The sequence below is a fragment of the Hymenobacter sp. IS2118 genome, assembly GCF_000715495.1.
Classification (GTDB): Bacteria; Bacteroidota; Bacteroidia; order Cytophagales; family Hymenobacteraceae; genus Hymenobacter.
The window spans coordinates 1-22788 of sequence record NZ_JNLX01000193.1; the positions used below are offsets into that span (position 1 = coordinate 1).

The 22788-nt window shown below is 63.1% G+C and carries 17 protein-coding genes and 1 pseudogene; 12 read left to right on the forward strand and 6 right to left on the reverse strand.

The annotated features are described in order from the left end of the window. Both GM79_RS25655 and GM79_RS21490 read left to right on the forward strand, forming a co-directional pair. A pseudogene (locus tag GM79_RS25655) lies at positions 1 to 751 on the forward strand (ISLre2 family transposase); the annotation flags it as partial. A 156-nt stretch (positions 752 to 907) separates the two neighbouring features. Continuing rightward, complete coding sequence (locus GM79_RS21490) at positions 908 to 2086, forward strand: alpha/beta hydrolase family protein (RefSeq protein WP_035567960.1); 1179 nt, start codon at positions 908 to 910, stop codon at positions 2084 to 2086. Between the two features lie 187 nt (positions 2087 to 2273). On the opposite strand, the gene GM79_RS21495 is transcribed toward GM79_RS21490, so the two are convergent. Continuing rightward, entirely contained in the window at positions 2274 to 2852 is a 579-nt protein-coding gene (locus GM79_RS21495) for a type 1 glutamine amidotransferase domain-containing protein (RefSeq protein ID WP_035567961.1), read from the reverse strand. A gap of 132 nt (positions 2853 to 2984) precedes the next feature. On the opposite strand from GM79_RS21495, the gene GM79_RS23450 reads away from it, so the two are divergent. Together GM79_RS23450 and GM79_RS21505 are read left to right on the forward strand one after the other, a co-directional pair. After that, on the forward strand, positions 2985 to 4901 hold the full coding sequence (locus GM79_RS23450) for a gliding motility-associated C-terminal domain-containing protein (RefSeq protein WP_152560135.1): 1917 nt from the start codon (positions 2985 to 2987) through the stop codon (positions 4899 to 4901). 95 nt (positions 4902 to 4996) lie between these two features. Next, positions 4997 to 6853, forward strand: coding sequence for a M1 family metallopeptidase (locus GM79_RS21505; protein ID WP_035567962.1), 1857 nt, complete (start codon positions 4997 to 4999; stop codon positions 6851 to 6853). Between the two features lie 156 nt (positions 6854 to 7009). On the opposite strand, the gene GM79_RS21510 is transcribed toward GM79_RS21505, so the two are convergent. Both GM79_RS21510 and GM79_RS21515 read right to left on the reverse strand, forming a co-directional pair. Then, positions 7010 to 7525 carry an acyl-CoA thioesterase gene (locus GM79_RS21510; protein ID WP_035567963.1) on the reverse strand — a complete coding sequence of 172 codons (516 nt, stop codon included), beginning with the start codon at positions 7523 to 7525 and terminating at the stop codon, positions 7010 to 7012. Positions 7526 to 7551: 26 nt separating this feature from the next. Then, positions 7552 to 8592 carry a LacI family DNA-binding transcriptional regulator gene (locus tag GM79_RS21515; protein ID WP_035567964.1) on the reverse strand — a complete coding sequence of 347 codons (1041 nt, stop codon included), beginning with the start codon at positions 8590 to 8592 and terminating at the stop codon, positions 7552 to 7554. A 233-nt stretch (positions 8593 to 8825) separates the two neighbouring features. Between GM79_RS21515 and GM79_RS21520 the strand changes: the two genes are divergently transcribed. From GM79_RS21520 to GM79_RS21550, 7 genes are all read left to right on the forward strand, one after another. Next, entirely contained in the window at positions 8826 to 11528 is a 2703-nt protein-coding gene (locus GM79_RS21520) for a TonB-dependent receptor (protein WP_035567965.1), read from the forward strand. Between the two features lie 319 nt (positions 11529 to 11847). Continuing rightward, positions 11848 to 13224, forward strand: coding sequence for an MFS transporter (locus tag GM79_RS21525; protein ID WP_051719170.1), 1377 nt, complete (start codon positions 11848 to 11850; stop codon positions 13222 to 13224). Between the two features lie 77 nt (positions 13225 to 13301). Then, complete coding sequence (locus GM79_RS21530; RefSeq protein ID WP_051719171.1) at positions 13302 to 14504, forward strand: hypothetical protein; 1203 nt, start codon at positions 13302 to 13304, stop codon at positions 14502 to 14504. A 21-nt stretch (positions 14505 to 14525) separates the two neighbouring features. Beyond that, on the forward strand, positions 14526 to 15446 hold the full coding sequence (locus GM79_RS21535) for a carbohydrate kinase family protein (RefSeq protein WP_051719172.1): 921 nt from the start codon (positions 14526 to 14528) through the stop codon (positions 15444 to 15446). Positions 15447 to 15538: 92 nt separating this feature from the next. Next, a complete protein-coding gene (locus tag GM79_RS21540; protein WP_035567966.1) occupies positions 15539 to 17572 on the forward strand; it encodes an FAD-dependent oxidoreductase in 2034 nt (677 codons plus the stop codon). After that, positions 17559 to 19169, forward strand: a complete 1611-nt coding sequence (locus GM79_RS21545) for a hypothetical protein (RefSeq protein ID WP_035567967.1) — start codon at positions 17559 to 17561, stop codon at positions 19167 to 19169. The genes GM79_RS21540 and GM79_RS21545 overlap by 14 nt, the downstream gene beginning before the upstream one ends. A gap of 173 nt (positions 19170 to 19342) precedes the next feature. Then, complete coding sequence (locus GM79_RS21550; RefSeq protein ID WP_035567968.1) at positions 19343 to 19756, forward strand: hypothetical protein; 414 nt, start codon at positions 19343 to 19345, stop codon at positions 19754 to 19756. 15 nt (positions 19757 to 19771) lie between these two features. Here GM79_RS21550 and GM79_RS21555 read toward each other — a convergent pair whose 3' ends face one another. Together GM79_RS21555 and GM79_RS21560 are read right to left on the reverse strand one after the other, a co-directional pair. Continuing rightward, positions 19772 to 20374: a Uma2 family endonuclease gene (locus tag GM79_RS21555; protein ID WP_051719173.1), complete on the reverse strand. Its 603-nt coding sequence runs from the start codon at positions 20372 to 20374 to the stop codon at positions 19772 to 19774. A 262-nt stretch (positions 20375 to 20636) separates the two neighbouring features. Then, entirely contained in the window at positions 20637 to 22100 is a 1464-nt protein-coding gene (locus GM79_RS21560; protein WP_081867933.1) for an aldehyde dehydrogenase family protein, read from the reverse strand. Positions 22101 to 22170: 70 nt separating this feature from the next. On the opposite strand from GM79_RS21560, the gene GM79_RS21565 reads away from it, so the two are divergent. Beyond that, positions 22171 to 22386 (forward strand): hypothetical protein, encoded by a 216-nt coding sequence (locus tag GM79_RS21565; RefSeq protein WP_152560136.1) that lies wholly within the window; start codon positions 22171 to 22173, stop codon positions 22384 to 22386. A 16-nt stretch (positions 22387 to 22402) separates the two neighbouring features. On the opposite strand, the gene GM79_RS21570 is transcribed toward GM79_RS21565, so the two are convergent. Further along, positions 22403 to 22780 carry a cupredoxin domain-containing protein gene (locus GM79_RS21570; RefSeq protein WP_035567971.1) on the reverse strand — a complete coding sequence of 126 codons (378 nt, stop codon included), beginning with the start codon at positions 22778 to 22780 and terminating at the stop codon, positions 22403 to 22405. Between the last annotated feature and the right edge of the window lie 8 nt (positions 22781 to 22788).

Here is a 22788-nt window from a genome sequence, read left to right on the forward strand (position 1 = left end):
TGAAGCCGCCCCAGCGGGCATCGTCTATGCGCAGGCCGACGGGGCGATGCTGCTCACCGACGAGGGGTACAAGGAAGCCAAGTTGGGCCGCATTTTTGCCGCGACGGCCTTGCAAACGAGCGTGGTCGAGGAGCGCGGCGGGCACATTGCCGCGTCGATTTTTGTGGGCCATCTGGGGACGGCAGCCGCGTTTGGGGACAAATTTGCGGCGCAACTCGCCCCCTACAAAGACCAGGGGCGCGACCTGGTTTTTATCAGCGACGGGGCCATTTGGCTGCGCCAGTTCATCGAAAAAACCTGTCCCCGGGCCACGCTGATTTTGGACTTCTACCATGCCATGGAACACATTGGCCAGGCCGGCAAGGCGTGTTGGGGGAGCGGAAAAGCGGCTTCCGGCTGGTTTAAAGAACAACGCAAGCTACTGCTGGACAGTAAATTAGACCATGTCTTAGCCCATCTAAAGCAGCTCGCCATCGCCCCGGCCCTGTGCGAATCGGTCTGTGCTTACCTCGAAGCCAACCGCGACCGGATGGATTACAAAGCCTACCGCAAACGCGGCTTGTTGATTGGCTCGGGTGCCATTGAGGCCGCCCACCGCACGGTGATGCAACGCCGCATGAAGCGGGCGGGCCAACGCTGGGGCAAAAACGGCGCCCAACGCGTCTTGACCCTGCGCGTCTGCGCCATGAGTAACCGATGGCAACTGGTGCGACAGCAAATTGAACCCTTCAATCCCGCAAGAGAGGCCTAGCGACAATTTGAATTGCACCCGTTCGTAAGCCGGCAAAAACTTCTATTTCAAATAATAAACCGGAAAGCGCATCCGGAACAAACGAATTTTGACCATCACTTCTCGCTGTCTCCAACAACCGGAAGTGGTTTCGCTTTGCTCCTGATTATCTTATCCATGCGCCAGTTCCTCGCCGTCCTCGTTTCCTGCTACCTGCTGCTTGCCGGCACCTTCCGGGCGCAAGCCGATGCGTTCGACCGTGTTGAAGCCGTGGCGGTTACGTCTCCCGCCGGAGGTGTTCGCCTCAATGGCACGCTGCGCTTGCCCAAGGGCGGCGGCCCATTTCCGGCCGTGGTGTTGCTGGCCGAGCGCGGCGCCGACCTCAGCGACCCCAACTCGGGCAGCAACCAGCTGCTGGGTAGTCTGGCCGATTATCTCGTCAATCAGGGTATCGCCGTGCTGCGCCTGCACGAACGCGGCCAGGGCGGCTCCGGCGGCTCGATTGCCACCACCACGCTTGCGGAGCGGTCGGCCGACGCCATTGCGGCCCTCAACTACTTGCGCACCCGGCCGCAGCTCGATGTCACCCGTTTGGGCCTCATCGGCCACGGCGAAGGCGGCAACGTGGCCCTGCTGGCGGGCGCGCAGCCGCTGGCCCCCAGCTTTGTGGTGGCGTTGGCCGCCGCCGGCCTTCCCGGCCGCGAACTCCTTGCCAGCCAACCCATTATGTATGGCAAAGTACTAGGCGATGACTCGACCGATGTGCAGCGCCGGCGCAAGTACCGGCAGGAGCAAGCGGTGGCGCTGGTCGAAGCCGAGAAGCTGCGCGCCCACGGCTCCAATGCCGCGCAGGTGCAAACCTACCTCGACCAGCAGCACCTCCGCCAGAAGGCGGCCATGCGCCGCGATGCAGAAAGCAGCCTCAAGCACCAGCGGGACATGCTCGAAATTGTGCGCCAAACCCCCGACAACAGCCAGGCTCAAGCCATTTTGAGCAATATGATGCGCCAACGCTACCCGAATATTGCCCCGGCCGATGTGCAGGCCACCGTGCATACGCTCACCACGCCGGCATACCGCAACTTCCTGGGCTTCGACCCCCAGCTCGCACTGGCGCAGGTGCAGTGCCCGGTGCTGCTGCTACAGGGCGACGAGGATGCGGAAATGAATGCCCCACTAAATCTGGCCCTGCTGAAAAAAGGTCTGCGCCGCAACCCCCGCGTGGCTGAAATTCACTACGCCGGCCTGAACCACGCCCTGCAAATCACCAGCGCCATTGCGGCCGGCATGTCGCCTCCGCCCATTTCCCTGGATGCCCCGGCCGACATCCGCGCCTTCATCGCGGGTCAGAAGTAGCCATTCTGAAGCCAACAAAAAAGCCCTTCTCTGGACTGAGAAGGGCTTTTTTATTGGCTTCAGAATAGCCAGGAATTAAGCGGTGGTACAAAAGCAAACGCACACTGAATAACTGGCAACCAACTGCTAATCAAAAGCAAGGCTTGCAGCCTGTAGCTCAAAGTTTATGGCTCACCGCTTAACCTTGCTAGCTATTGCCGCCGTGCTGGGGCTCCAGCATTTCTTCCACAATTTTCTTGTTGAAGGCGGGCAAATCTTCGGGCTTGCGGCTGGTGATGAGGCCGTGGTCGCACACCACTTCCGCGTCTTCCCAGTGGGCGCCGGCGTTGCGCAGGTCGGTTTGGAGGCTGGGCCAGCTCGTGACGCGCTTGCCGCGCACCACATCGGCTTCTACCAGCAGCCAGGGACCGTGGCAGACGGCGGCTACGACCTTGCTCATACCGGAAAACTCCCGCACGAAGGCTACCACGTCTTTGTCCATGCGCAGGATATCGGGGTTCATCTGGCCGCCGGGCAGCACCAGGGCGTCGTAGTCGGCGGGCTTGGCGTCGCCAATCACTTTGTCCACGTCTACTTTGCTGCCCCAGTCTTTGGCCGGGCCGTCCCAGCCCTTAATGGAGCCGCTTTTGAGGGAAATAACGTGCGTTTCGGCGCCCTCGCCTTCCAGGTACTTCTTCGGTTCTTCAAGCTCCGACTGCTCGAAGCCGTCGGTGGCAATGATGGCAATTTTTTTGCCTTTGAGTTTGTCGCTGCTGAAAATGCTCATTGGTAGGGGGTATTGAAAGGAAAGGCCGGGGATATGCCCGGCCTCCTTGTTTTACGCTCTCAGCGGCCGTTGGTTGGGCGACGGGGCGAAATGAGGACGCCCAGATTTTATTTTTCAAGTATCTTCCGAGCTATGAATCGATTTTTACGCGTGCTCTTTTCTACTGGATGGGTATTGCTGCTGCTGGCCGGGCTGGCCCCGCTGAGGGCCTCGGCCACGCACCTGGTGGGCGGCGAGCTGGAGTTGCAGCACCGCAATGGCAACAATTACACGCTCCGCCTCAACCTCTATTTCGACGACGTGAAAGGCGACCCCGGCGCCCTCGACCGGGAGATTTCGGCCGGCATTTTTGCTAAAAATAATAACCAGCGCCTCGGCAACATTGTCCTGCCGCTCGTGTCCAACACGTTTGTGAACTACACCGACCCGGCCTGCGCGGTGGGTTCGCTGCGCACCCGCAAGCTGGTGTACACCCGCGACCTGGTGCTAACCCCCGGCACCTACAACAGCCCCGACGGCTACTACGTGGCCGTAGAGCGCTGTTGCCGCAACAGTGACATTAGCAACATTGTGGCCCCCGAAGCTGCCGCCCAGGCCTTCTACCTGGAGTTTCCGGCCGTGGTGCGCAACGGCGTAGCATTCATCGATTCCACGCCCCGCATCTTTCCGCCGCTTAGCGACTACGCCTGCCGCAACGAGGTTTTTTACTACGATTTTGGCGGCGATGACTCCGACGGGGATTCCCTGGCCTACGACATGGTGACACCCCTCAACGGCAGCACGTCGGTGCAGTTCCCCTCGCTGCCCCAGGTGAGCCCGGCCCCCTATGCCCCCATCATCTGGAAGCCCGGTTTCGATACCGAAAACCAGATTGTGGGCCTGCAGTCCCTGCGCATCAACGCCCGCACCGGCCGCCTCACGGTGCAGCCCGCCGAGCAGGGTCTGTTCGTGTTTGGGGTGCGCTGCTCGGAATACCGCGCCGGCCGGAAAATCGGCGAAACTCGCCGCGACTTTCAGCTGAAGGTCATCCTCTGCCCCACTAACGCCACGCCCCAGCTGCTGGTGAATAACCCCGGCAGCCCCACAGCCTACGTGCCGGGCCGCGACACCCTGCGCCTGGTGCCCGGTGGCAACCGCTGCCTCAGCATCCGCTTCACCGACCCCGACCCCAACTCCCGCCTCACGCTGAGCACCCGCCCGGTCAACTTCAGCACCAACGGTCCCACCTTCACCACCAGCCGCACGGGCACGGTGCGCGCGGCCGGTGCCCCCGACACCCTCAGCGCCACGCTGTGCTTTCCCGAGTGCGCCGATTCGGAGGGCCGGGTTTTCCTGGTCGATGTTATCGTGGCTGATAACGGCTGCAGCCTGCCCCGGCGCGACACCGTGCGGGTGGCCTTCATTGCCACGCAGCCGCCCAACGTCCCGCCCTTACTCACTACCAGCTTTCCGCCCGCGCCCAGCCCGCCGGCCCCGGCCGGGCCCGTGGTTGTTCGCGTGCCCGTGGGCACCCGCTACACGGCCACCCTGGCCGGCACCGACGCCGACGGCAACCCGCTGGCCCTGACTGCCGACGCCCAAGGCTTCGGCCTCGCGGCCCAGGGCATGAGCTTCACGGCCCAGAACGGGGCCGGCCGGGCCGATGCCACCTTCGTCTGGGATGCCACCTGCGCCAACGTCACGCCCGACGGCCTGCTCGTCCGGTTCCGCCTCACCGAGGCCGGGCCTTGCACGCCCCGCAACCAGGAACGCCTGGTACGCTTCGAAGTAGTGCCCCTGGAAGACACCGTGGCCTTCCGGCCGCCCAACATCATTACGCCCAACAACGACAACAAAAACGACTTCCTGAGCATGCCCGACCTGCCGCCCGACTTCTGCGACCGCCGGTTTGCCGGCATCCAGATTTTCACCCGCTGGGGCCAGCGCGTGTACCAGTCGCCCGAGCGCAACTTTAGCTGGGGCGGCGGCGGAGCGGGCGGCGTGTACTACTACCTCGTCACTTATACCGATGGCCGCAAGTTCAAGGGCTGGGTGGAGGTGATTTTGTAGCGGCGGCCCTCCGAATGGAGCGGCAGCCGGTAGCGCCGGGCTACTTTTGCGCCTGCAAAGCAGCGCCAATAGCTGCCCGTACGTCTGTTGCTCCTATGATTCGAATTCTCCTTGCCCTGCTGCTGGCCGGCTCGCTGCTTCCGGCCGCGGCCCAAACGCTGTACATGCCCCGCGACATTCAGCGGGCCTACGACCGAGGCACCCGCAGCCCCGACGGCCGCCCCAGCCCTAAGTACTGGCAAAACCGCGCCCGCTACGACATCACGGTGCAGGCCGCCCCGCCGGCTCGCGACATTCGGGGCCGCGAAACCATTACGTACTTCAACAACAGCCCCGACACGCTGCGGCAGGTGGTGATGCGCCTGACCATGAACATTCACCGGCCCGGCGCGGCCCGCGACGGCGACGCCAGCCCCGACTACCTCACCTCCGGCCTCGTCATCGACACGTTTGCGGTGAACGGCCTGGGCCGGCCGGCACCTTTTGCCGATGGCGGCACCGCCCGCAGCCTGCCGTTGGGCAAGCCGCTCGCACCCCGCGACTCGGTCAAGTTCACCATTGCCTGGCACTTCCCGCTGTCGCTGGAGAGTGGCCGGGAGGGCGTTATCGACCCCAATACGTTCTTCCTGGCCTACTTCTACCCCCGCGTGGCCGTGTACGACGACTACGCCGGCTGGGACCGACTGCCATTTGTGGACAGCAAGGAGTTCTACAACGATTTCAACGACTACCGCCTCAGCGTGCAGGTGCCCGCCAACTACATAGTGTGGGCCACCGGCACCCTCCAAAACCCCGACCAGGTGCTGCAAAAGGCCGCCGCCAAGCGCCTCAAGCAGTCTTTCACCAGCGACAAAGTCATTCACGTGGCCACTGCCGCCGACCTGGCTAAAAAGTCCATTACCGCCCAAAACGCTACCAATACCTGGGTGTGGACGGCTAATGACATTTCCGATATGACGGTGGGCCTGAGCAGCGGCTATGTGTGGGACGCGGCCAGTGTGATGGTGGACGCCCGCACCAAGCGCCGGGCCAGCATGCAGGCCGCGTTTGCCGATTCCACGGCCAATTTTCACCAGTCGGTGAAGTTTGGGCAGTACGCGCTGGGCTGGTTTTCGGACCCCAAAAACTGGCCCGGCGTGGCGTATCCTTTTCCCAAAATGACGGCATTTCAGGGTTTTGCCGACATGGAATACCCGATGATGCTGAACGACAGCCCCCAGGAGGACCCCAAATTTGGGCAGTTTGTGCAGGACCACGAAATCGTGCACACTTACTTCCCTTTCTACATGGGCATCAACGAAAGCCGTTTCGCCTACATGGACGAGGGCTGGGCCACCACGTTCGAGCGCCTCATCAACACCAGCCAGAACGGGGCGGCCTACGCCGATGAATTCTACAAAAAATTCCGGGTCAACCGTTGGATAAACGACCGCAACTCGGCCCAGGACCTGCCCATCATCACGCCCAGCAGCGAGCTGCGCGCCGGCTACGGCAACAATGCCTACGGCAAGCCTTCGCTCAGCTACTTCGCCCTGAAAGACATGCTCGGCGATGCGCTATTCAAGAAGTGCCTACACGCATTCATGGCCGACTGGCACGGCAAGCACCCCATTCCGTGGGATTATTTCAACTCATTCAGCACCACTTCGGGGCAGAATCTGAACTGGTTTTTCCAGAACTGGTTTTTCACCAACAACTACATTGATTTGGCTGTGACGGCCAGCGGCAGCACCGTCACGGTACAAAACGTGGGCGGCTTCGCCATTCCTTTCGATGTGGCCGTGACCTACACCGACGGCACCACGGCCACCCTGCACCAGTCGCCCGCCATCTGGCAGGCCAACCAGAAGCAGGCCACCATCGCGCTGCCCAAAGCCGTGAAATCGGTGACCTTGCAGCAGGGCGTTTTCATGGATGCCACCGAGCCGGACAACACCTGGCCGCAGCGCTAAGCGCCTGGCGCGGGCGAAGTTTGCCCCTACCGTACTTCACCGCAGGAGGCGCAGAAGATTTCGCAGAAAGGCCGCAGAAGTGGTTTTGTTTTCTGCGAAACCTTCTGCGCCTTCTGCGATGAAAACAGCTCGTGCTATCTGCGTAACGGCAGCTACCTACTCAACCTCTTTACGCGCTTTTTTCAGCTCCTGGCGCACGGTTTTCACCCGCTCGTCGAAGCCGTCGGGGTCGTAGTCTATGCCGTCCACATCGAGCTGCTCCAGCAGGTCCATCATGGCGTTGGCGTGGTCGGTGCGGGTGCCGGCGGGCATGGTCACGAAGGTCAGCTCCGACCACAGCAGGGCCAGCAGGCGCGTGCCAGTTTCGTCGCGCATCTGCATTTCCAGCACCAGATTGGAGTTGTCGAAGTGGATGAGCTGGCTGGAAATGCGTACTTCCGTCCCCTGCCGTGCCGGCTTGAGGTAGCTGATATGGTGCTTGGTGACCACCCAGGCCGCGCTTTGCTCACGGGCCAGCTCGCCCATGTTCAGCGAATAATGCGCCGTGGTGTGGTCTTCGCGGGCATTGAGGAAGTAGTCGAGGTAGCGGGAGTTGTTGAGGTGCCCCAGCATGTCGCAGTCCTGGAAATAGATGCGGTGGGTGGTTTCGGGCGTTTTGATGAGGGCAGGCATGAGCTTAGAAAAGGGAAAGCAAGCAGTTATTCTGGGTTTGATTCTGGCCGTTGCGACGAAGCCCGGACCTTCAGCACGGCGTCCAGCACCACGCGGCTGTGCTCCACGGGCTGCTCGTCGCGCAGCTGTTGGATTTCGCGCAGCAGCAGCTCGCTGGCCCGCCGCCCAATGGCGTAGGCGGGCTGCGCTACCGAGCTCACGCTAGGGGTCAGCAGCTCACATACGGCCCAGTCGCTGAAGCCGATAACGGCCACGTCTTCGGGTACGCGGCGGCCCATTTCCTTGAGGGCGGTGATGGCCCCGATGGCCACGGAGTCGGAAACGGCGAAAATGGCGTCGGGCGGCTCGGGCAGGCGCATGAACTGCTGGGCGAAGGCTGCGCCCTCGGCGTGCGTCACGGCCTGGCACTCGGCCACGTACTCGGGGCGGAAGGGCAGGCCGTAGGCGGTGAGGGCGGCCTGGTAGCCAGCGAAGCGCTGCCGGGTATTTTCGGGGTGGGTGGGGCCTTTGATGTGGGCCACGCGGGTGTAGCCCTGGTCGAGCAGGTGGGCCGTGGCATCGTAAGCCCCCTGGAAGTCGTTGGTAACCACGCTGCTGGCCGCCAGCTCCGCGCTGGTTTTGTCGAAGAGTACCACGGGCAGGTCGTAGTCCTGCAAGGCCCGCAGGTGGTCCACGGCCACGGTTTCGTTGCTCAAACACACCAGCAGGCCGTCCACGCCGGTGGCGTGCAGCATCTGCGTCACGCGGATTTCCTTCTCGTAGCTCTCGTTGCTCTGGCTCAGAATAACGTGGTAGCCCAGCTCCTCCACCACGTCCACAATGCCGCTGATGACGTCGGAGAAAAACGGGTGTACGATGTCGGGCACCACCACGCCCACCACCTTGTAGGCCTGCTGGCGCAGCTTCACGGCCAGCGGGTTGGGGGTGTAGTTGAGGCGTTCGGCGGTGGCCAGCACGGCCTGCTTGGTGGCCAGGCTGATGTCGGGATAATCCTTGAGGGCCCGGGAAACGGTGGCGACGGTGACGCCCAGCTCCCGGGCAATGTCGCGAAGGGTGGCGCGCTTCATAGGGCGGGTGGGCCGGCCTTGGTTGCCGGGAGGGCCAAAGTTACTCGCCGGGCCCCGGTGGCAGCGCGCGGCTGATTAGGCGCAAAAATAAATGTGCTTCCGAAATCGGTTACGTAACCGATTTCGGTAAAATTTCTTCTGTATTTCAACTACTTAGGCTTGTAATAGCCATTTCTTTGACTCAATCTTTACGCCATCATTACGGCTTTCTCACTTTCAAAATTCCCACAATCATGAAGAATATTCTACGGTTTTTTGGCTTTTTGCTGTTGCTGCTGAGCGGGTGGCAGCAGGCTCAGGCCCAGGCCCCCATTGCGGGTAGCGTGACGGAGGCAAACGGGAGTCCGGTGATTGGGGCCACCGTGCTGCTGAAAGGCACCACCACCGGCACGGCCACCGATGCTACCGGTCGGTACGAGCTGCCGGCCCAAGCGCCGGGCAGCTACCAAGTGGTGGTTTCCTCCATCGGGTATGTGCGCCGCGAAGTGGCCGTGACGGTGAGCGGCACCACGGCCGTGAACCAGGACGTGACCCTGCTGGCCGACGTGCTTTCGCTCTCCGACGTGGTGGTGACGGGCGTGGCCAACCCGCGCTCCAAGCTGGAGTCGAGCGTGGCTATTACGACACTTTCGCCGCGCGAAATCCAGCGTTTTGCCCCACTCACGACCACCGATTTGGTGAAGGTGATTCCGGGATTCTACGCCGAAAGCTCAGGGGGCGAGGGCAACGGCAACGTATTTGCGCGGGGCCTGCCCTCGTCGGGCGGCTCGCGCTACGTGCAGTTTCAGGAAGACGGTCTGCCGGTGCTCGAATACGGCGATTTGATGTTTGCCAACTCTGATATTTTTGTGCGCCTCGACAACACCATTGGGCGCGTGGAAGCAGTGCGCGGCGGCACGGCTTCGGTGCTCACCAGCAACGCGCCGGCCGGTATCATCAACCTGATTAGCAAAACCGGCGGCAGCACCCTGGAGGGCAGCGTGCGCCAAACCATCGGCCTCACCTTCGACCACAAGCGCACGGACCTGGAGTTTGGCGGCCCGCTCAGCGACCGACTCAAATTCCACGTCGGCGGCTTTTACCGCACCGACGACGGCGTGCGCTCGCCGGGCTTCACCGCCAACAACGGCGGGCAGCTCAAAGCCAACATGACGGCCACCTTCGACAAAGGCTACGTGCGGGTGTATGCCAAGTACCTAAACGACCGGGCCGTGAGCTACCTGCCCATTCCCCTGCAAGGCGACCCCAAGGCCAAAGGCATTCCGGGCTTCGACCCCAACTTTGGCACCCTGCAAAGCGTGGAGCTGATGAACCTGAACGTGAGCACGCCCTTCGGCAGCGAAGTAAACGAGCGGCTCGACCGGGGTATGAACCCCAACGTAACGGCGTTTGGGGCCGAGGCCGGCTTCGAGCTGGGCGACGGCTGGAACGTGCGGGCCTCGCTGCGCAACGCCGACATCAAGGGCCATTTCAACGCCATTTTTGCCGCCGATGGCAACCCGCTGCCAGCCGACGAATACGCCCGCACCCGCTTCGGCCTCACCAACTATACCTACAGCTACGCCCGCGGCTTTGGGGCCGGGCAGCCCCTGCGCACCGGCGACCTGGCCGGCCTGGGCGGCAACGGCCTGGTGGCCCAGTACGGCTGGTGGAACGTGGACAACCCGCTGCAAAACTTCTCGGGCAAGTTGGAAGCCAGCAAGTCGTTTGCCGATAAATTCACGGTGACGGGCGGCTACTACTTCAACCAGAACACCGTGGCGGCCGTGTGGTGGTGGCACAACCTGCTGGTGAACGTGTCGGACAACACCCGCACGCTGAACCTGGTGGACAACACCACGGGCCAGTCGCTCACCACCAACGGCTACTCGCAGTTCGGCTCACTCTACCGCAACTATTCGGCCTCCACGCGCATCAACGCGCCGTATGCCAACGTGGAGTTTAAGCCGGTGGCAGCGCTCTCCATCGAGGCCGGCCTGCGCTACGACATGGGCCGCACCAACGGCTTCACTGAGGCCGATAAGAAGTATGACTACGACGTGAACGGCGACGGCACGATTAACCGGGCGGAGAGGGGCGTGAGCTACGGCAGCAAGAACGATATCCCCTTCGATTACAGCTACAACAAGCTCTCGTACTCGGCCGGCATCAATTACAAGCTGACCGAAAGTGCGGCCGTGTTCGGCCGTTTCAGCGAGGGCTACCGCGCCCAGAACGACCGAACCTACGCCTTTGGGGGTACCACGGCCACGAGCACCGGCGTGCCGGCCGGCTCCAAGCCCGACCGCGTGAACCAGGCCGAGCTGGGGGCCAAGCTGCGCACGGGCCGGATGTCGGTGTTTGCCACGGCGTTTTACAGCCGCTTCCGCGACATTGAGTTTTCGGACCTCGTGGCCGATGGCCGTGGCGGCTTCACCTCCATCAACCTCACCTACAATACCCGCGCTTTCGGCGGCGAGCTGGAATCAACCTTCGATTTGAAGCCGCTGCGCCTGATTTTCAACGCCACCCTGCAGGATTTGCAGTACCAGGACTACGTGTATAACCAGGACACCAACGGCGACGGGGCGCCCGATGTGCGCAACGACTTCAACGGCAAGCAGATTGAGCGCATCCCCAAATTCTACTTCACCCTGCGCCCCGAGGTGACGGTGGCCAAGGGCCTGGAGCTGGGCGGCACGTTGCAGTACTTCGGCAAGCGCTTCACCAACCCCGGCAACCAGCAGGAGCTGCCCGCCTTCGGCCAGTTCAACGCCGACCTGAACTACGCCTACAAGCAGTTCCAGTTCGCGGTTAATATGAATAATGTTTTCAACACCATTGGGCTGACCGAGGGTGACCCGCGCACGGGTCTGACGAGTGTGAACAGCCAATATTTCTACGCCCGGCCCATTCCGGGCCGTAGCGCCACGGTGGCCGTTGGCTACCGGTTTTAGCCCTCGGCCCCGCAACTGGCAGAAGGTGCGGTGGGACAAACCGACTGCCCGCCGCCCGTGGCCCTCTGCAAGGGGCGGCGGGCGGCATTGGTGGTGACGGGCCGTTCACCCCACCCCCTAACCCCCTCCCCTCCGGGAGAGGGGGAACTAGAATTAGCTTTAAAAGTCTAGTATATAGAGACTAATACTATAAATCTAGTTCCCCCTCTCCCGGAGGGGAGGGGGCTAGGGGGTGGGGTAAACGGGCCGCGAGCCAGAAACTTACAGTATCACGCTCTCTTCCCATCGCACCCGACGCATCCTCCAAAATCCCACCCGCATGGCTTCTTCCTCTACGCTGAGCACCCCGGCCGCGCGGGCCCGACCGGCGCTGTCCTTCTGGCACATCTTGAACATGAACGTGGGCTTTTTTGGCTTGCAGTACAGCTTCGGCTTGCAGCAAACCAACATGAGCCCCATTTATTCCTATTTGGGGGCCGATGCCGATAAGCTGCCCTACCTGTGGCTGGCCGGGCCGCTGACGGGCCTGCTGGTGCAGCCGCTGGTAGGAGCCTTTAGCGACCGAACCACCAGCCGCTGGGGGCGGCGCACGCCGTATTTTTTGGGTGGGGCGCTGGTTTGCAGCATCTGCCTGCTGGCCATGCCCTTTAGCTCGGCCGTGTGGATGGCGGCCAGCCTGCTCTGGATTCTGGACGCGGCCAACAACGTGACGATGGAGCCCTACCGGGCCTTCGTGAGCGACCAGCTGCCACCGGCACAGGTGCCCACGGGCTTTCTGACCCAGAGCTTTTTCACGGGCCTGGGCATCACGCTGGCCAATTTCACGCCCTCGGTGCTGGTGTACCTGGGCTTGCTGAGCGCCACGGCCCGGAGCGCCAACAACATCCCGTACACCACCTACGCGGCCTTTTTCATTGGGGCGGCCGTCAGCATCGGGGCCATTCTGTACTCGGTGCTGAAGGTGCGCGAGCAGCCGCTGGATGCGGCGGCGGTGGCCGCTATTCGGGCCGCGCCGGGGGGCGTGGGCGCTACGCTGCGCGAAATTGGCAGCGCCCTGCGCCACATGCCCCCGGTGATGCGGCAGATGGGACTGATGATGTTTTTTAACTGGTATGGCATCTTTTGCTACTGGCAGTACATTACGCTCTGCCTGGCCCGCACCATTTTCAACACCGCCGACCAGCAGTCCGACGGCTTTGCCCAGGCCCAGCTGCTGACCGGCCAGGTGAACGGCACCTACAACATCGTCACGTTTCTGAGCGCCTTTGTGCTGGCGGTGCTGGTGCGGCGGGTGGGGGCCAAAGCCGTGCACCTGGGCAGCCTGGCTTTGGCTGGCCTGGGCCTGCTGGCCCTGCCCGGCCTGCACGACCCGCGGCTGCTGCTGGCGCCCATGCTGGGCCTGGGCATTGGCTGGGCCAGCATGATGGGCACCACCTACGGCCTACTGGCCAGCGGCATTCCCAAGGCCCGCACCGGGGTTTACATGGGCATTTTCAACCTCTTCATCGTGGTGCCCATGCTCTTGCAGACGCTCACCTTTTCCTGGATTTACACCAACCTGTTGGCCTCCCGCCCCGAAAATGTCATTCGCCTGGCCGGCGCTTTATTTCTGGCCGCGGCGGCCGCGGTGCTGCTCATCAGAACTCCGGGGCAACTACCCGCCGCCGAAGCGAACGAAACCAGCGCTGGCAACTAAAGCAGTTTCGGAATCTGTGTGCACGCACCTCGGATTTGCACTAACAACCAACAACTACCACCTGGCAACCAATAACCATGTCCCACCCCGACGCCTCCTCCCCGGCCCTGGCCCTGCTGCACGCCGCCCGCACACCGGCCGGTTTCGTGGCGAGCGGGCAGGACGTGAGCAACTACCAGCGCGTCTGGACCCGCGACGGGGTTATCACGGGCCTGGCCGCGCTGCTGAGCGGCGAGCCGGCCCTCATTGCCACGTTCCGGGACACGCTATTTACCATTTTCGCCCACCAGCACCCCACCGGCTTTTTCCCTTCCAACGTGGACCCCGCCACCGGGCAGGCCAGCTACGGCGGCAACTGCGGGCGGGTCGATAACGTGAGCTGGGCCATAATCGGGCTGCTGCACTACGCCCGCCTGGCTCCGGACGGGGCCGCTTTTGCGGCGGCCTACCAACCGCAGGTGGAACGGGCCTTTCAGGTGCTCAATGCCTGGGAATTCAATGGCAAGCACTTGGTGTATGTGCCGCAAAGCGGCAATTGGGCCGACGAGTACGTGCAGCATGGCTATGTGCTCTACGACCAATTGCTGCGGGTGTGGGCGCTGGAGCTGGCCGCCGGCTGCTACCTCCGCCCCGCCTGGCGGGCGCAGGCTGCCACTATTCGGGCGGTGCTGGCCCGCAACTATTGGAACGACCCGGCCCGGCTGGACGCGGCCGGCCTTTACGCGCCCAACCTGCGGCACCAGCTGCGGGCGGCCCCTACCGGCTTCTGGCTCATGGGCTTCAACCCGGCCCGCGTGTACGGGCAGTTCGACCTGGCGGCCAATGCCCTGGCGCTGCTGCTGGGCCTGGGTACGCCCGCCCAAACGGCGGTGCTGTGCGGGCACTTGCGGCAGGAGCTGGCCACCCGGCCGGGGCTGCTGCCCGCCTTCGCTCCTACCATTACCGATGCGGACACACTGATGGCCGAGCTGCGCGACAACTATGCCTACGGGTTCCGCAACCGCCCCCACGAGTTTCACAACGGCGGCCTCTGGCCGGTATGGAACGGCTGGCTGGCGGCCGCCCTCTACCAGCAGGCCGCACCCGACCTGGCCGGCGAAGTGAGCCGGCGCCTGACCGCCGCCAACCGCCGCCACCCCACCGACCCGGCCGTCTGGGGCTTCTACGAAAACCTGCACGGCCGCACGCAGGCGCCCATTGGCGTACCCGCCTGCGCCTGGAGCGCGGCCGGCAGCGTGCTGGCCGCCGCCCACGCCGCCGGGCTTCGGCTGTGCTTCTGATATACCTTTTGCTTCTCCGCTATGCATCCGCTCCTGCACTCGGCTTCTGCGCCCCCCGCCGCTTACCAAGGCCACCTGCTGGCCATCGGGGAAGCGCTGGTTGATATCCTGACCACGGATTTTGTGGGCGACCTCTCGCAGGTTACCACGCTCCGGGCGCTGGCCGGGGGCAGCCCGGCCAACCTGTGCCGCTTCGTGCGGCAGTGCGGCGGCAACGCCCAACTGGTGGCCGCCGTGGGCCAGGACGGCCTGGGCGACATGCTGGTGCGCGCCCTGGCCGCCGCGGGCCTTAGCACCGCTCACATTGCCCGGCTGCCCGACCGCGCCACTAGCCTTATTGTGGTGGGCCGCAGCCACGCCACGCCCACATTCATCCCCTACCGTAGCGCCGACCGGTTTTTGCCACCCGTGCCGCCCGAACTGATTGCCGAAGCGGCGGTGGTGCACACCACGGCTTTTGCCCTCAGCCGGCAGCCCGCCCAGGGCCACATCCTCGCCGCCCTAGCCCAGGCCGCAATGCTGGGCCGGCAGGTGTCCGTCGATTGGAATTATGCCGCGCCCATCTGGCGGCGCAACGATAATGCGGCGGCCGTCTGGCAGCAAGTACTGGCGCGTCAGCCCCTGCTGAAGGTAAGCCTCGATGACGTGGCCCGCTTTGCGAGCGTGCCGGCTACGGTTTCGGCCGCCAAAGCCTTTCTGCACGACGTGCCGGCGCGGGTACTTTGCCTCACCTGCGGGGCCGCCGGCGTGTGGTACCGCAGCGGTAGCGAGGACTGGCAGCACTTAACGGCGCCGCCCGTGGAGGTGCAGGATGCTACGGGAGCCGGTGATGCCTTTTGGGCCGGGTTTCTGACGGCCTGGATGGCGGCGCAGGGCACGGCGGCGTGCGTGGCCCAGGGCATCCACACCGCCGCCCGCCGCTTACAGGGGCAACTGGTGTAAGCGCGTTCCTACCCTCCCACCCCAAAACTACTCGGCACGCCTAACACTTTGCGGAAAAATCGCTACCTTTTAGCCCTCAAATTTCCCGCCTTATGTTTACGCTAACCCCCGACCGCTCTGCCGTTCTGCACGCCCTTGCCGATACTATTATTCCGGCGATGCCCGATGGCAGCCCGGCCGGCTCGCTGGGCGTGAACCTGGAGAAGCTGGAAGCCGCCATTCAGGAGCAGCCGCTGGGCGCGCAGGCCGAATTTGGCCAGCTGCTCGACCTCATGCAAAAGCCCATTTTGGGCCTCACCTGGTTTGGGCCGCTGAAGCCGTTCCGCAAGCTGGCGCCCGAGCAGCGCGAGCAGCTGCTGCAGAGCTGGGCCACCTCCAACGTGCCGCAGCTGCGCAAGGGGTTTCAGGCGGTGCGCAAGCTGTGCACGCTGCTCTACTACGGCGGTAGCATGGCCGAGGTGCCCGCCGCCTGGGGCCATTTGGGCTACCCCGGCCCCGACGAGAAACCCGTGGACACGCCCAAGCCCATCCATACCCTGCGGCCCGAGCAGAACACGGAGTACGACTGCGACGTGCTGGTGATTGGGAGCGGCGCGGGCGGCGGCGTGGTAGCCAGCGAGCTGGCCCAGGCCGGCTACGACGTGCTGGTGCTGGAAAAAGGCCCCTACTGCCACGGCTGCGACTTCACCCAGCGCGAAGTGGACATGCTGGGCAAGCTGTATGATGCCAAAGGCGCGCTGAGCACCCAGGATGGCAGCATCGGAATTCTGGCGGGTTCCTGCCTGGGCGGCGGCACCACCGTGAACTGGGCCGGCGCCTTCCGCACCCCCGACTACGTGCTGCAGGAATGGGCCCGCGAGCACGATGCGCCCCATTTCACCACGCCGGAGTTCAAGGAAAGCATTAACGCCGTGGCCCGCACTATTGGGGTGAACACCAACTACACCCGCCACAACGGCCAGAACCAGGCCTTGTGGGACGGCTCGACCAAGCTGGGCCAGGAAGTGAAGCTGATTCCGCGCAACGAAAAAGGCCTTACGGATTCGGACAGCCACTTTCGTAGCCTGGGCTACAGCACCCTCGGCGATGGCCACGGCATCAAGCAAGGCACCCTGAATACGTACTTGCTCACGGCCTTCGAGCACGGCGCCCGCATTCTGGCCGATACCAAGGTGGACCGCGTGACCATTGCCCAGGGCCGCGCCACCGGTGCCGAAGCCGTGCACACCACCGAAGACGGCCGCCAAATCCGCATTTCGGTGCGCGCCCGGCGCGTGGTGGTGGCCGGCGGCGCCATTCAGACGCCCGCCCTGCTGCTGCGCTCCGGCCTGAAGCACCCGCACCTGGGCCGCCACCTGCACCTGCACCCCACCGTGGTGGTGGGCGCCCGCTACCCGCACCCCATGAACTCCTGGCACGGCCCGAGCATGAGCGTAGTGAACGACAACTTCACCATGCTGCACGGCACCAACTTCGGTGCTAAGCTCGAAACGCCGCCCACCCACCCCGGCTTGCTGAGCATGGTGCTGCCCTGGCTCTCGGGCCGGCAGCACCACGAGCTGCTGCGCGACGCCGACCACTTGGGCTCATTCATTGTGCTGACGCGGGACCGCGACGGCGGCCGCGTGAGCCTCGACAAGCACGGCGCCGCCCTGATTGACTACACCCTATCGGACTTTGACCGCGCCAACATGCTGGAAGGCGTGCGCGCCGCGGCGCAGATTCACGTGGCGGCCGGCGCCACCGCCGTGTACCTGCCCCACGGCACGCTGCCCGTCCTGCATGCCCACGACGGCACGCTGCAAAACCCGGAAGTGCTCGACAAGCTGCCGCACCTGGGCTGGAAGCCCAACCAGTTCGGCCTCTACAGCGCCCACCAGATGAGCACCTGCCGCATGGGCGGCGACGCGGCCACGCACCCGCTCAAGCTCAATGGCGAGACCGTGGAAGTGCAAGGGCTCTTCGTGGCCGATGGCTCGGCGTTTCCGGCCTGCAGCGGCGTCAACCCCATGCTCACCATCATGGCGCTGGCCCACTTCACGGCCCAGGGCATGAAAACCGGCGACGGCCGCTTCGGCCGCGCAGTACCTTTGGCCCCAACCTTGGGCCAGCATGCAACGAATTAGAACCGCCGTAACAACGCGCCGAATAGCCGTAACGCTGTTTTTTGGTGGTTTACTGCTGCTGGGGCTGCTGCTCACCCCCGACTACGGCATGAGTTGGGACGAGCCCGCCGAGCGGGAGGCCGGCTACGTCAGCCTGCAGTACGTGGCCCAGCGCCTGGCGCCCTACGTGCCCCAAAGCCCTTATCTGACCGGCTGGCCCGTGTTGCGCACCTACCGCGACGCCGACCACGGTGTGGCCTTTCAACTGCCCATGGCGGTGATGGAAGCCATTTTTTCGCGCCATGACTTACAACGCGCCTACTGGCTGCGGCACTTCCTCGTGTTCGGCACTTTTGTGCTCGGAACCTGGGCCATATTTCGCCTGGCTTCGGCCCGATTCGCTAGCTGGAAATGGGGGCTGGTAGCGGCCGGAATTCTGGTGCTGTCGCCGCGCATCTTCGCCGAGGCCTTCTACAACTACAAGGATTTGGTGTTCATGAACCTGTTCGTGCTGGGCGGCTACACCCTCACGCGGCTGTTGCGGCGCCCCACAGCAGGACGGGCCGTAGTCCATGCCCTGGTGACGGCTCTGGCCACCGATGTCCGCATTATGGGGCTGCTGCTACCGGTGCTCACGCTGGGCTTTGGCGCACTGGAGTGGTGGGCGCGGCCGGTGCGGCGGCCGGCCCTGGTGCGCACGCTGGCTCTTTATTCGGCGGCGACGGGCCCTTTGGTGGTGCTGTTCTGGCCGTATCTGTGGGAAGCCCCGCTGCAACGGCTCTGGGAATGTTTCGGCAGCTACCGGCGCTACCGCCAAACCATGCAGGTGTTCTACCTGGGCCAGATGGAATCCTGCCAGCGGCTGCCCTGGCACTACCTCGCGGTGTGGCTGCTGGTGACGACGCCAGTGGTGTACAGCCTGCTTTTTCTGGGTGGGGCCGGCGCAGTATTGCGGGGCTTTTTCCGGCGGCCGGTGGCCTTTCTGCGGCGCACGGCGGGCCGGCGCGACCTGCTGTTCGGGGCGTGGTGCGTGGGGCCGCTGGTGCTGATTGTGGCTATTCAGTCGGTGGTGTACGATGGGTGGCGGCACGTCTACTTTATATATCCGGCCTTCGTGCTGCTGGCCGTGCGGGGCTTGTGGGCCGGGGTACAAGCCTACCAGGCGGCGGCACCGGGCTCGGCACGGCGGCGGCTGGGGCAGCTTGCGGGGGTACTGTTGGCCGCAGGGGTGGCGCACACTGCCGTGCGCCAGGTGGCCGACCATCCGCATCAGTACGCGTATTTCAGCTTTCTGCCGGGGCCGGTGGCCGGGCAGCTGTTCGAGCGCGACTACTGGGGCATTTCTACCGTGCACGGCCTGGCGTGGGTGTTGGCGAATGATAAGCGGATGACCATTACCCTCAGCGACACGCTTTACAGCAAGGATTTTATCGGCAATAATTTGCTCCTGCTACCCGCCGCCGACCAGGCGCGGGTTCGATTGGTGCCCCACCACCAGGCACAGTATTTTCTGGGCATGTATCGCTGGCATCCGGCGCCTTACGAAGCCACTTATGACACGCCCGTTCATGCCGTTGAGGTGGACGGCTTGCCCATTCTCACGGTGTTTCGCCGGTAAAGGCAACGGTACCGAATGATGGTTCTGGAAGCGCCACGCTAACTTTTAGGCCTCTCCCACGGCCGCTCCTTTCCGGCCCCTCAACAAGGTGGTGGAACACGGTTTTTTCTGACTCAACGCACCTAATTGCAACACGCTCCGTACTCGTCTCACCCATTCTATTCCGACGACCTATGCGTTTTGCCTCTTTTTCCGTGCTGTGCCTGACTTCGGCGCTGGCCCTGAGCAGCTGCTCCCTGTTCCGCTCCCGCCCTGCTGCTGCCCCCGTCGTCGAAGCCGTGCGCACGGAGGATTCGCCCACACCCAAAACGGCCGCCCGCGACCTGGCCGATGTCATGACCACCGAGCTCCAGCTCACGCCCGACCAGACCCAACGCGTGCGCACCGTGCTGAACGGCACCGTGGAGCAGGCCAATGCTGCCAAAGCGAAATACGCGCCCAAGTCGCCGGAGCTAATGGCTGAGTTGAAACGCATCAACGTCAGCTCCCAACAAGAGCTGCAAGTGATACTGGGGCCCACCAAATTCAAGCAGTTGCAAGCCAGCCGCCGCAAAATGGCCGCCGAGATGCAGCAGCGCCGACAGTAGCCAAAACAGCCGTTGCTACGGATATTCCGGGGCCGAAATCAGCGCCAGAGGCGCCACATCGGTATCGTCGTACACATCGGCCAGGGGCAGCAGCAGGTTCAGGTCCGGAATATTCAGCACGTCGGCAGGGTCGCTGAGCACGGTGTAAATCCACTGGCCAGCATCATCGCGCCGAAACCATTCCAGCACCCAGGCCGTCTGCGAAACCAGCATGTAATGCCGCAGGGAGGGGATTTTCTTGTACTGATTGAACTTCCGGCTGCGGTCATACTCGGCCGTGGAAGGGGACAGGACTTCCACAATGAGCACGGGCTGGCGCACCAGATAAGGGTCGCGGCGGTCACCGGGGTCGCAACTAACCACTACGTCAGGATAGGTGTAGTGGAAATCGTCCTGCACGGCTAGCCGCACATCTTCCATAAAGACTTGGCATCCTTTGCCCCGAAGGCCCGCCCGGAGCGCTAGGGTAATATTCTGCGTAATCAGGTTGTGCGCCTTGGTACCGCCCGCCATCGCGAAAACCTCACCATCGAAATACTCGTGCCGCACCTCACTCCGGGCTTCCAGCGCAATGTATTCTTCGACGGTGTACTGACGTTGGGTTTCGGGCTGTCCCATAATTTGGTGGAAAATTACGTTCAAAGGTCAGTGTTATGTATTGACTTATAGCGAGCCATTGCAAGCAGCCTGCTTTTTAAGACTACCAAGACTCACGCACGGTATGAAATGCGCTTTTCCCGCAGAGGTAGCAGATTTTTTGACGTTCAACTCTGCGGACCTCTGCGGAAAAGACAGTTAGCATAAGTCGTCAGGTATTTAAAACGGGGGTTTCGTCACATCGAGGCCATTTTCTGACAGCAATACACCACACCGTGTCGCGCTACAAGTATTTCACCAGCAGCCCAATCAACTTGCGCACTTTGGGCGTGTAGGGCGGGTACATGGCTTTAATGCCGGTGAAGCCCACGCGCTGGCGCATCACGCCCTTTTCGTTGCTGAACGCCAGGAAACCGGAGTGGCCGTGGGCCTTGCCGAGGCCAGAGTTGCCCACGCCGCCGGTGGGCAGCTCCGGATGCGCAAAGTGCAGCACCGTTTCGTTGATGCCCGCGCCGCCGGCCGAGATATTGTCCAGCAAGTAGCGGCGGTTTTCGGCGTTGCTGCTGAATACATATTGGGCCAGCGGCTTGAGGCGGGCGTTGACGTAATCCGTCGTTTCGCTCAGGGTTTTGAAGGTGAGCACAGGCAGTAGCGGCCCAAAAATCTCCTCCTCCAGAATGCGGGCGCCGGCCGGCACGTTGGTCAGGATAGTGGGCTCGATGTAGTTGTGCGCGGAATCGACGGTGCCGCCGGCGGCTACGGTGGCGCCCCGGGTCTGGGCATCCTCAAGCAAGCCGGCCAGGCGGGCAAAGTGGTGCTGGTTCACCACGCGGGCCAAAGATTCAGATTGCTGAATGCCGGCCCCGTCGGGGTTGTAGGCGCGCTGAATGGCCGCCGTGAGTTCCTGGAGCAGCGCCGGCTGCACGCTTTCCTGCACCAGCAGGTAGTCGGGTGCCACGCAGGTCTGGCCGTTGTTGAGGAATTTGCCCCACACGATTTTCTCGGCGGCGTCGCGCAGGTCGGCCGTTTCGTCCACCACGGCGGGGTTTTTGCCGCCCAACTCCAGCGTGAGGCCGCTGAGATGCTGGGCCGCGGCGCGCATCACAATTTTGCCTACTTCGGGGCTGCCGGTGAAGAAAATATGGTCCCAGGGCAGCTTTAGCAACTCGGTGGCCACCTCCTTATCGCCCTGAACAAGGGCTACTTCCTCGGGCAAAAACAGCTCCTCGCACATGCGCTGCAGTAGGGCCGACGTAGCGGGCGTCTGCTCCGCCGGCTTGATGAGCACGGCGTTGCCGGCCGCGATAGCCGAGATGAGCGGACCCACGGCCAGGTAAAACGGGTAGTTCCAGGGCGAGATAATCAAAACCACGCCCTTGGGCTCGAACTGCACCCAGGAAGTGGTTCCCAGCAGCGCCATCGACGAGCCCACCGACCGTGGCTCCATCCAGTGCTTCAGGTGCTTGGCGGTGTGCTTGAGCTCGACCAGCGAAGTCCAGATTTCGGTCATGTCCGTTTCGGCGGTCGGCTTGCGAAAGTCCAGGTGCAGCGCCTCGTGAATGGCCGTCCGGTTGGCGTGCAGCCAGTCCTGGAGCTTTTGCAGGCGGGCACGGCGCTCGCTCACACCTTCGCGCCGCAGGGCCGGCGCCCGCTGGCGTAAAGCGTCAAATTGCGCCTGGAAGGCATTAGCCGCTGGCAAAGCGGCTGAGGTGGGCGGAGTAGCGGGCGCTGAAACAGTTGGTTGCATAAGCAGGAGCGATGAGCAAGCCGACCATTCGGAACCGACTCGCTGAAAGATACGTGGTTCACTCCCTAGAGTGGTTCCCGATTTGTTGGACGGAATTAAAAATGAAGAATTAAAAATTAAAAAACTGACTGTCAATTTTTTAATTTTTAATTCTTCATTTTTAATTCCTTCAAAAGCGGTACACGAACCCCAAAACCGCGCTAACGGGTGGCAAAAAACTTCCGGAGGGTTTGCCGCCGACGCCCCCGCGCCAAGTGGCGTCGGCCTGGTTGCCGATGCAAAATAGGTGGGCGCGATGCTGGCTATTTCACCACCAGGCTGCCGCGCAGCATGCCCATGCCGCAGGTAAACGTGAACGTGCCCGCCTGCTGCGGCAGCAGCTCCACCAGCGTGGTTTTAAAAGCCGGCAAGTCGCGGCGTATGCTGAAATCGGGCATCAGCAACTCCTCCGAGCAGGAGTTTTCCTCGTCGCGGTAGAAGCTGAGCTGCACGGGCTTGCCGCGCTCCACTTCGATGACGTCGGGCGAGTATCCGCCTTTCACGGTGATGTCTACTTCCTGCACGCCGCCCGACGAGGAAACGGCGCTGGCCGTTTGGCGGGCCGAAAAGAAGAAGTACCAGATAACGAAGGCAGAAAGGGCCAGGCCCGTCAGGGTCACAATGATTTCGGGGGTATCCATGTTTTTGA

Bases quoted from the DNA above. Each gene is read 5' to 3' on its own strand.
- GM79_RS21490 (WP_035567960.1), top strand. From the start codon at position 908: ATGCGCCAGTTCCTCGCCGTCCTCGTTTCCTGCTACCTGCTGCTTGCC.
- GM79_RS21495 (WP_035567961.1), bottom strand. From the start codon at position 2,852: ATGAGCATTTTCAGCAGCGACAAACTCAAAGGCAAAAAAATTGCCATC.
- GM79_RS23450 (WP_152560135.1), top strand. From the start codon at position 2,985: ATGAATCGATTTTTACGCGTGCTCTTTTCTACTGGATGGGTATTGCTG.
- GM79_RS21505 (WP_035567962.1), top strand. From the start codon at position 4,997: ATGATTCGAATTCTCCTTGCCCTGCTGCTGGCCGGCTCGCTGCTTCCG.
- GM79_RS21510 (WP_035567963.1), bottom strand. From the start codon at position 7,525: ATGCCTGCCCTCATCAAAACGCCCGAAACCACCCACCGCATCTATTTC.
- GM79_RS21515 (WP_035567964.1), bottom strand. From the start codon at position 8,592: ATGAAGCGCGCCACCCTTCGCGACATTGCCCGGGAGCTGGGCGTCACC.
- GM79_RS21520 (WP_035567965.1), top strand. From the start codon at position 8,826: ATGAAGAATATTCTACGGTTTTTTGGCTTTTTGCTGTTGCTGCTGAGC.
- GM79_RS21525 (WP_051719170.1), top strand. From the start codon at position 11,848: ATGGCTTCTTCCTCTACGCTGAGCACCCCGGCCGCGCGGGCCCGACCG.
- GM79_RS21530 (WP_051719171.1), top strand. From the start codon at position 13,302: ATGTCCCACCCCGACGCCTCCTCCCCGGCCCTGGCCCTGCTGCACGCC.
- GM79_RS21535 (WP_051719172.1), top strand. From the start codon at position 14,526: ATGCATCCGCTCCTGCACTCGGCTTCTGCGCCCCCCGCCGCTTACCAA.
- GM79_RS21540 (WP_035567966.1), top strand. From the start codon at position 15,539: ATGTTTACGCTAACCCCCGACCGCTCTGCCGTTCTGCACGCCCTTGCC.
- GM79_RS21545 (WP_035567967.1), top strand. From the start codon at position 17,559: ATGCAACGAATTAGAACCGCCGTAACAACGCGCCGAATAGCCGTAACG.
- GM79_RS21550 (WP_035567968.1), top strand. From the start codon at position 19,343: ATGCGTTTTGCCTCTTTTTCCGTGCTGTGCCTGACTTCGGCGCTGGCC.
- GM79_RS21555 (WP_051719173.1), bottom strand. From the start codon at position 20,374: ATGGGACAGCCCGAAACCCAACGTCAGTACACCGTCGAAGAATACATT.
- GM79_RS21560 (WP_081867933.1), bottom strand. From the start codon at position 22,100: ATGCAACCAACTGTTTCAGCGCCCGCTACTCCGCCCACCTCAGCCGCT.
- GM79_RS21570 (WP_035567971.1), bottom strand. From the start codon at position 22,780: ATGGATACCCCCGAAATCATTGTGACCCTGACGGGCCTGGCCCTTTCT.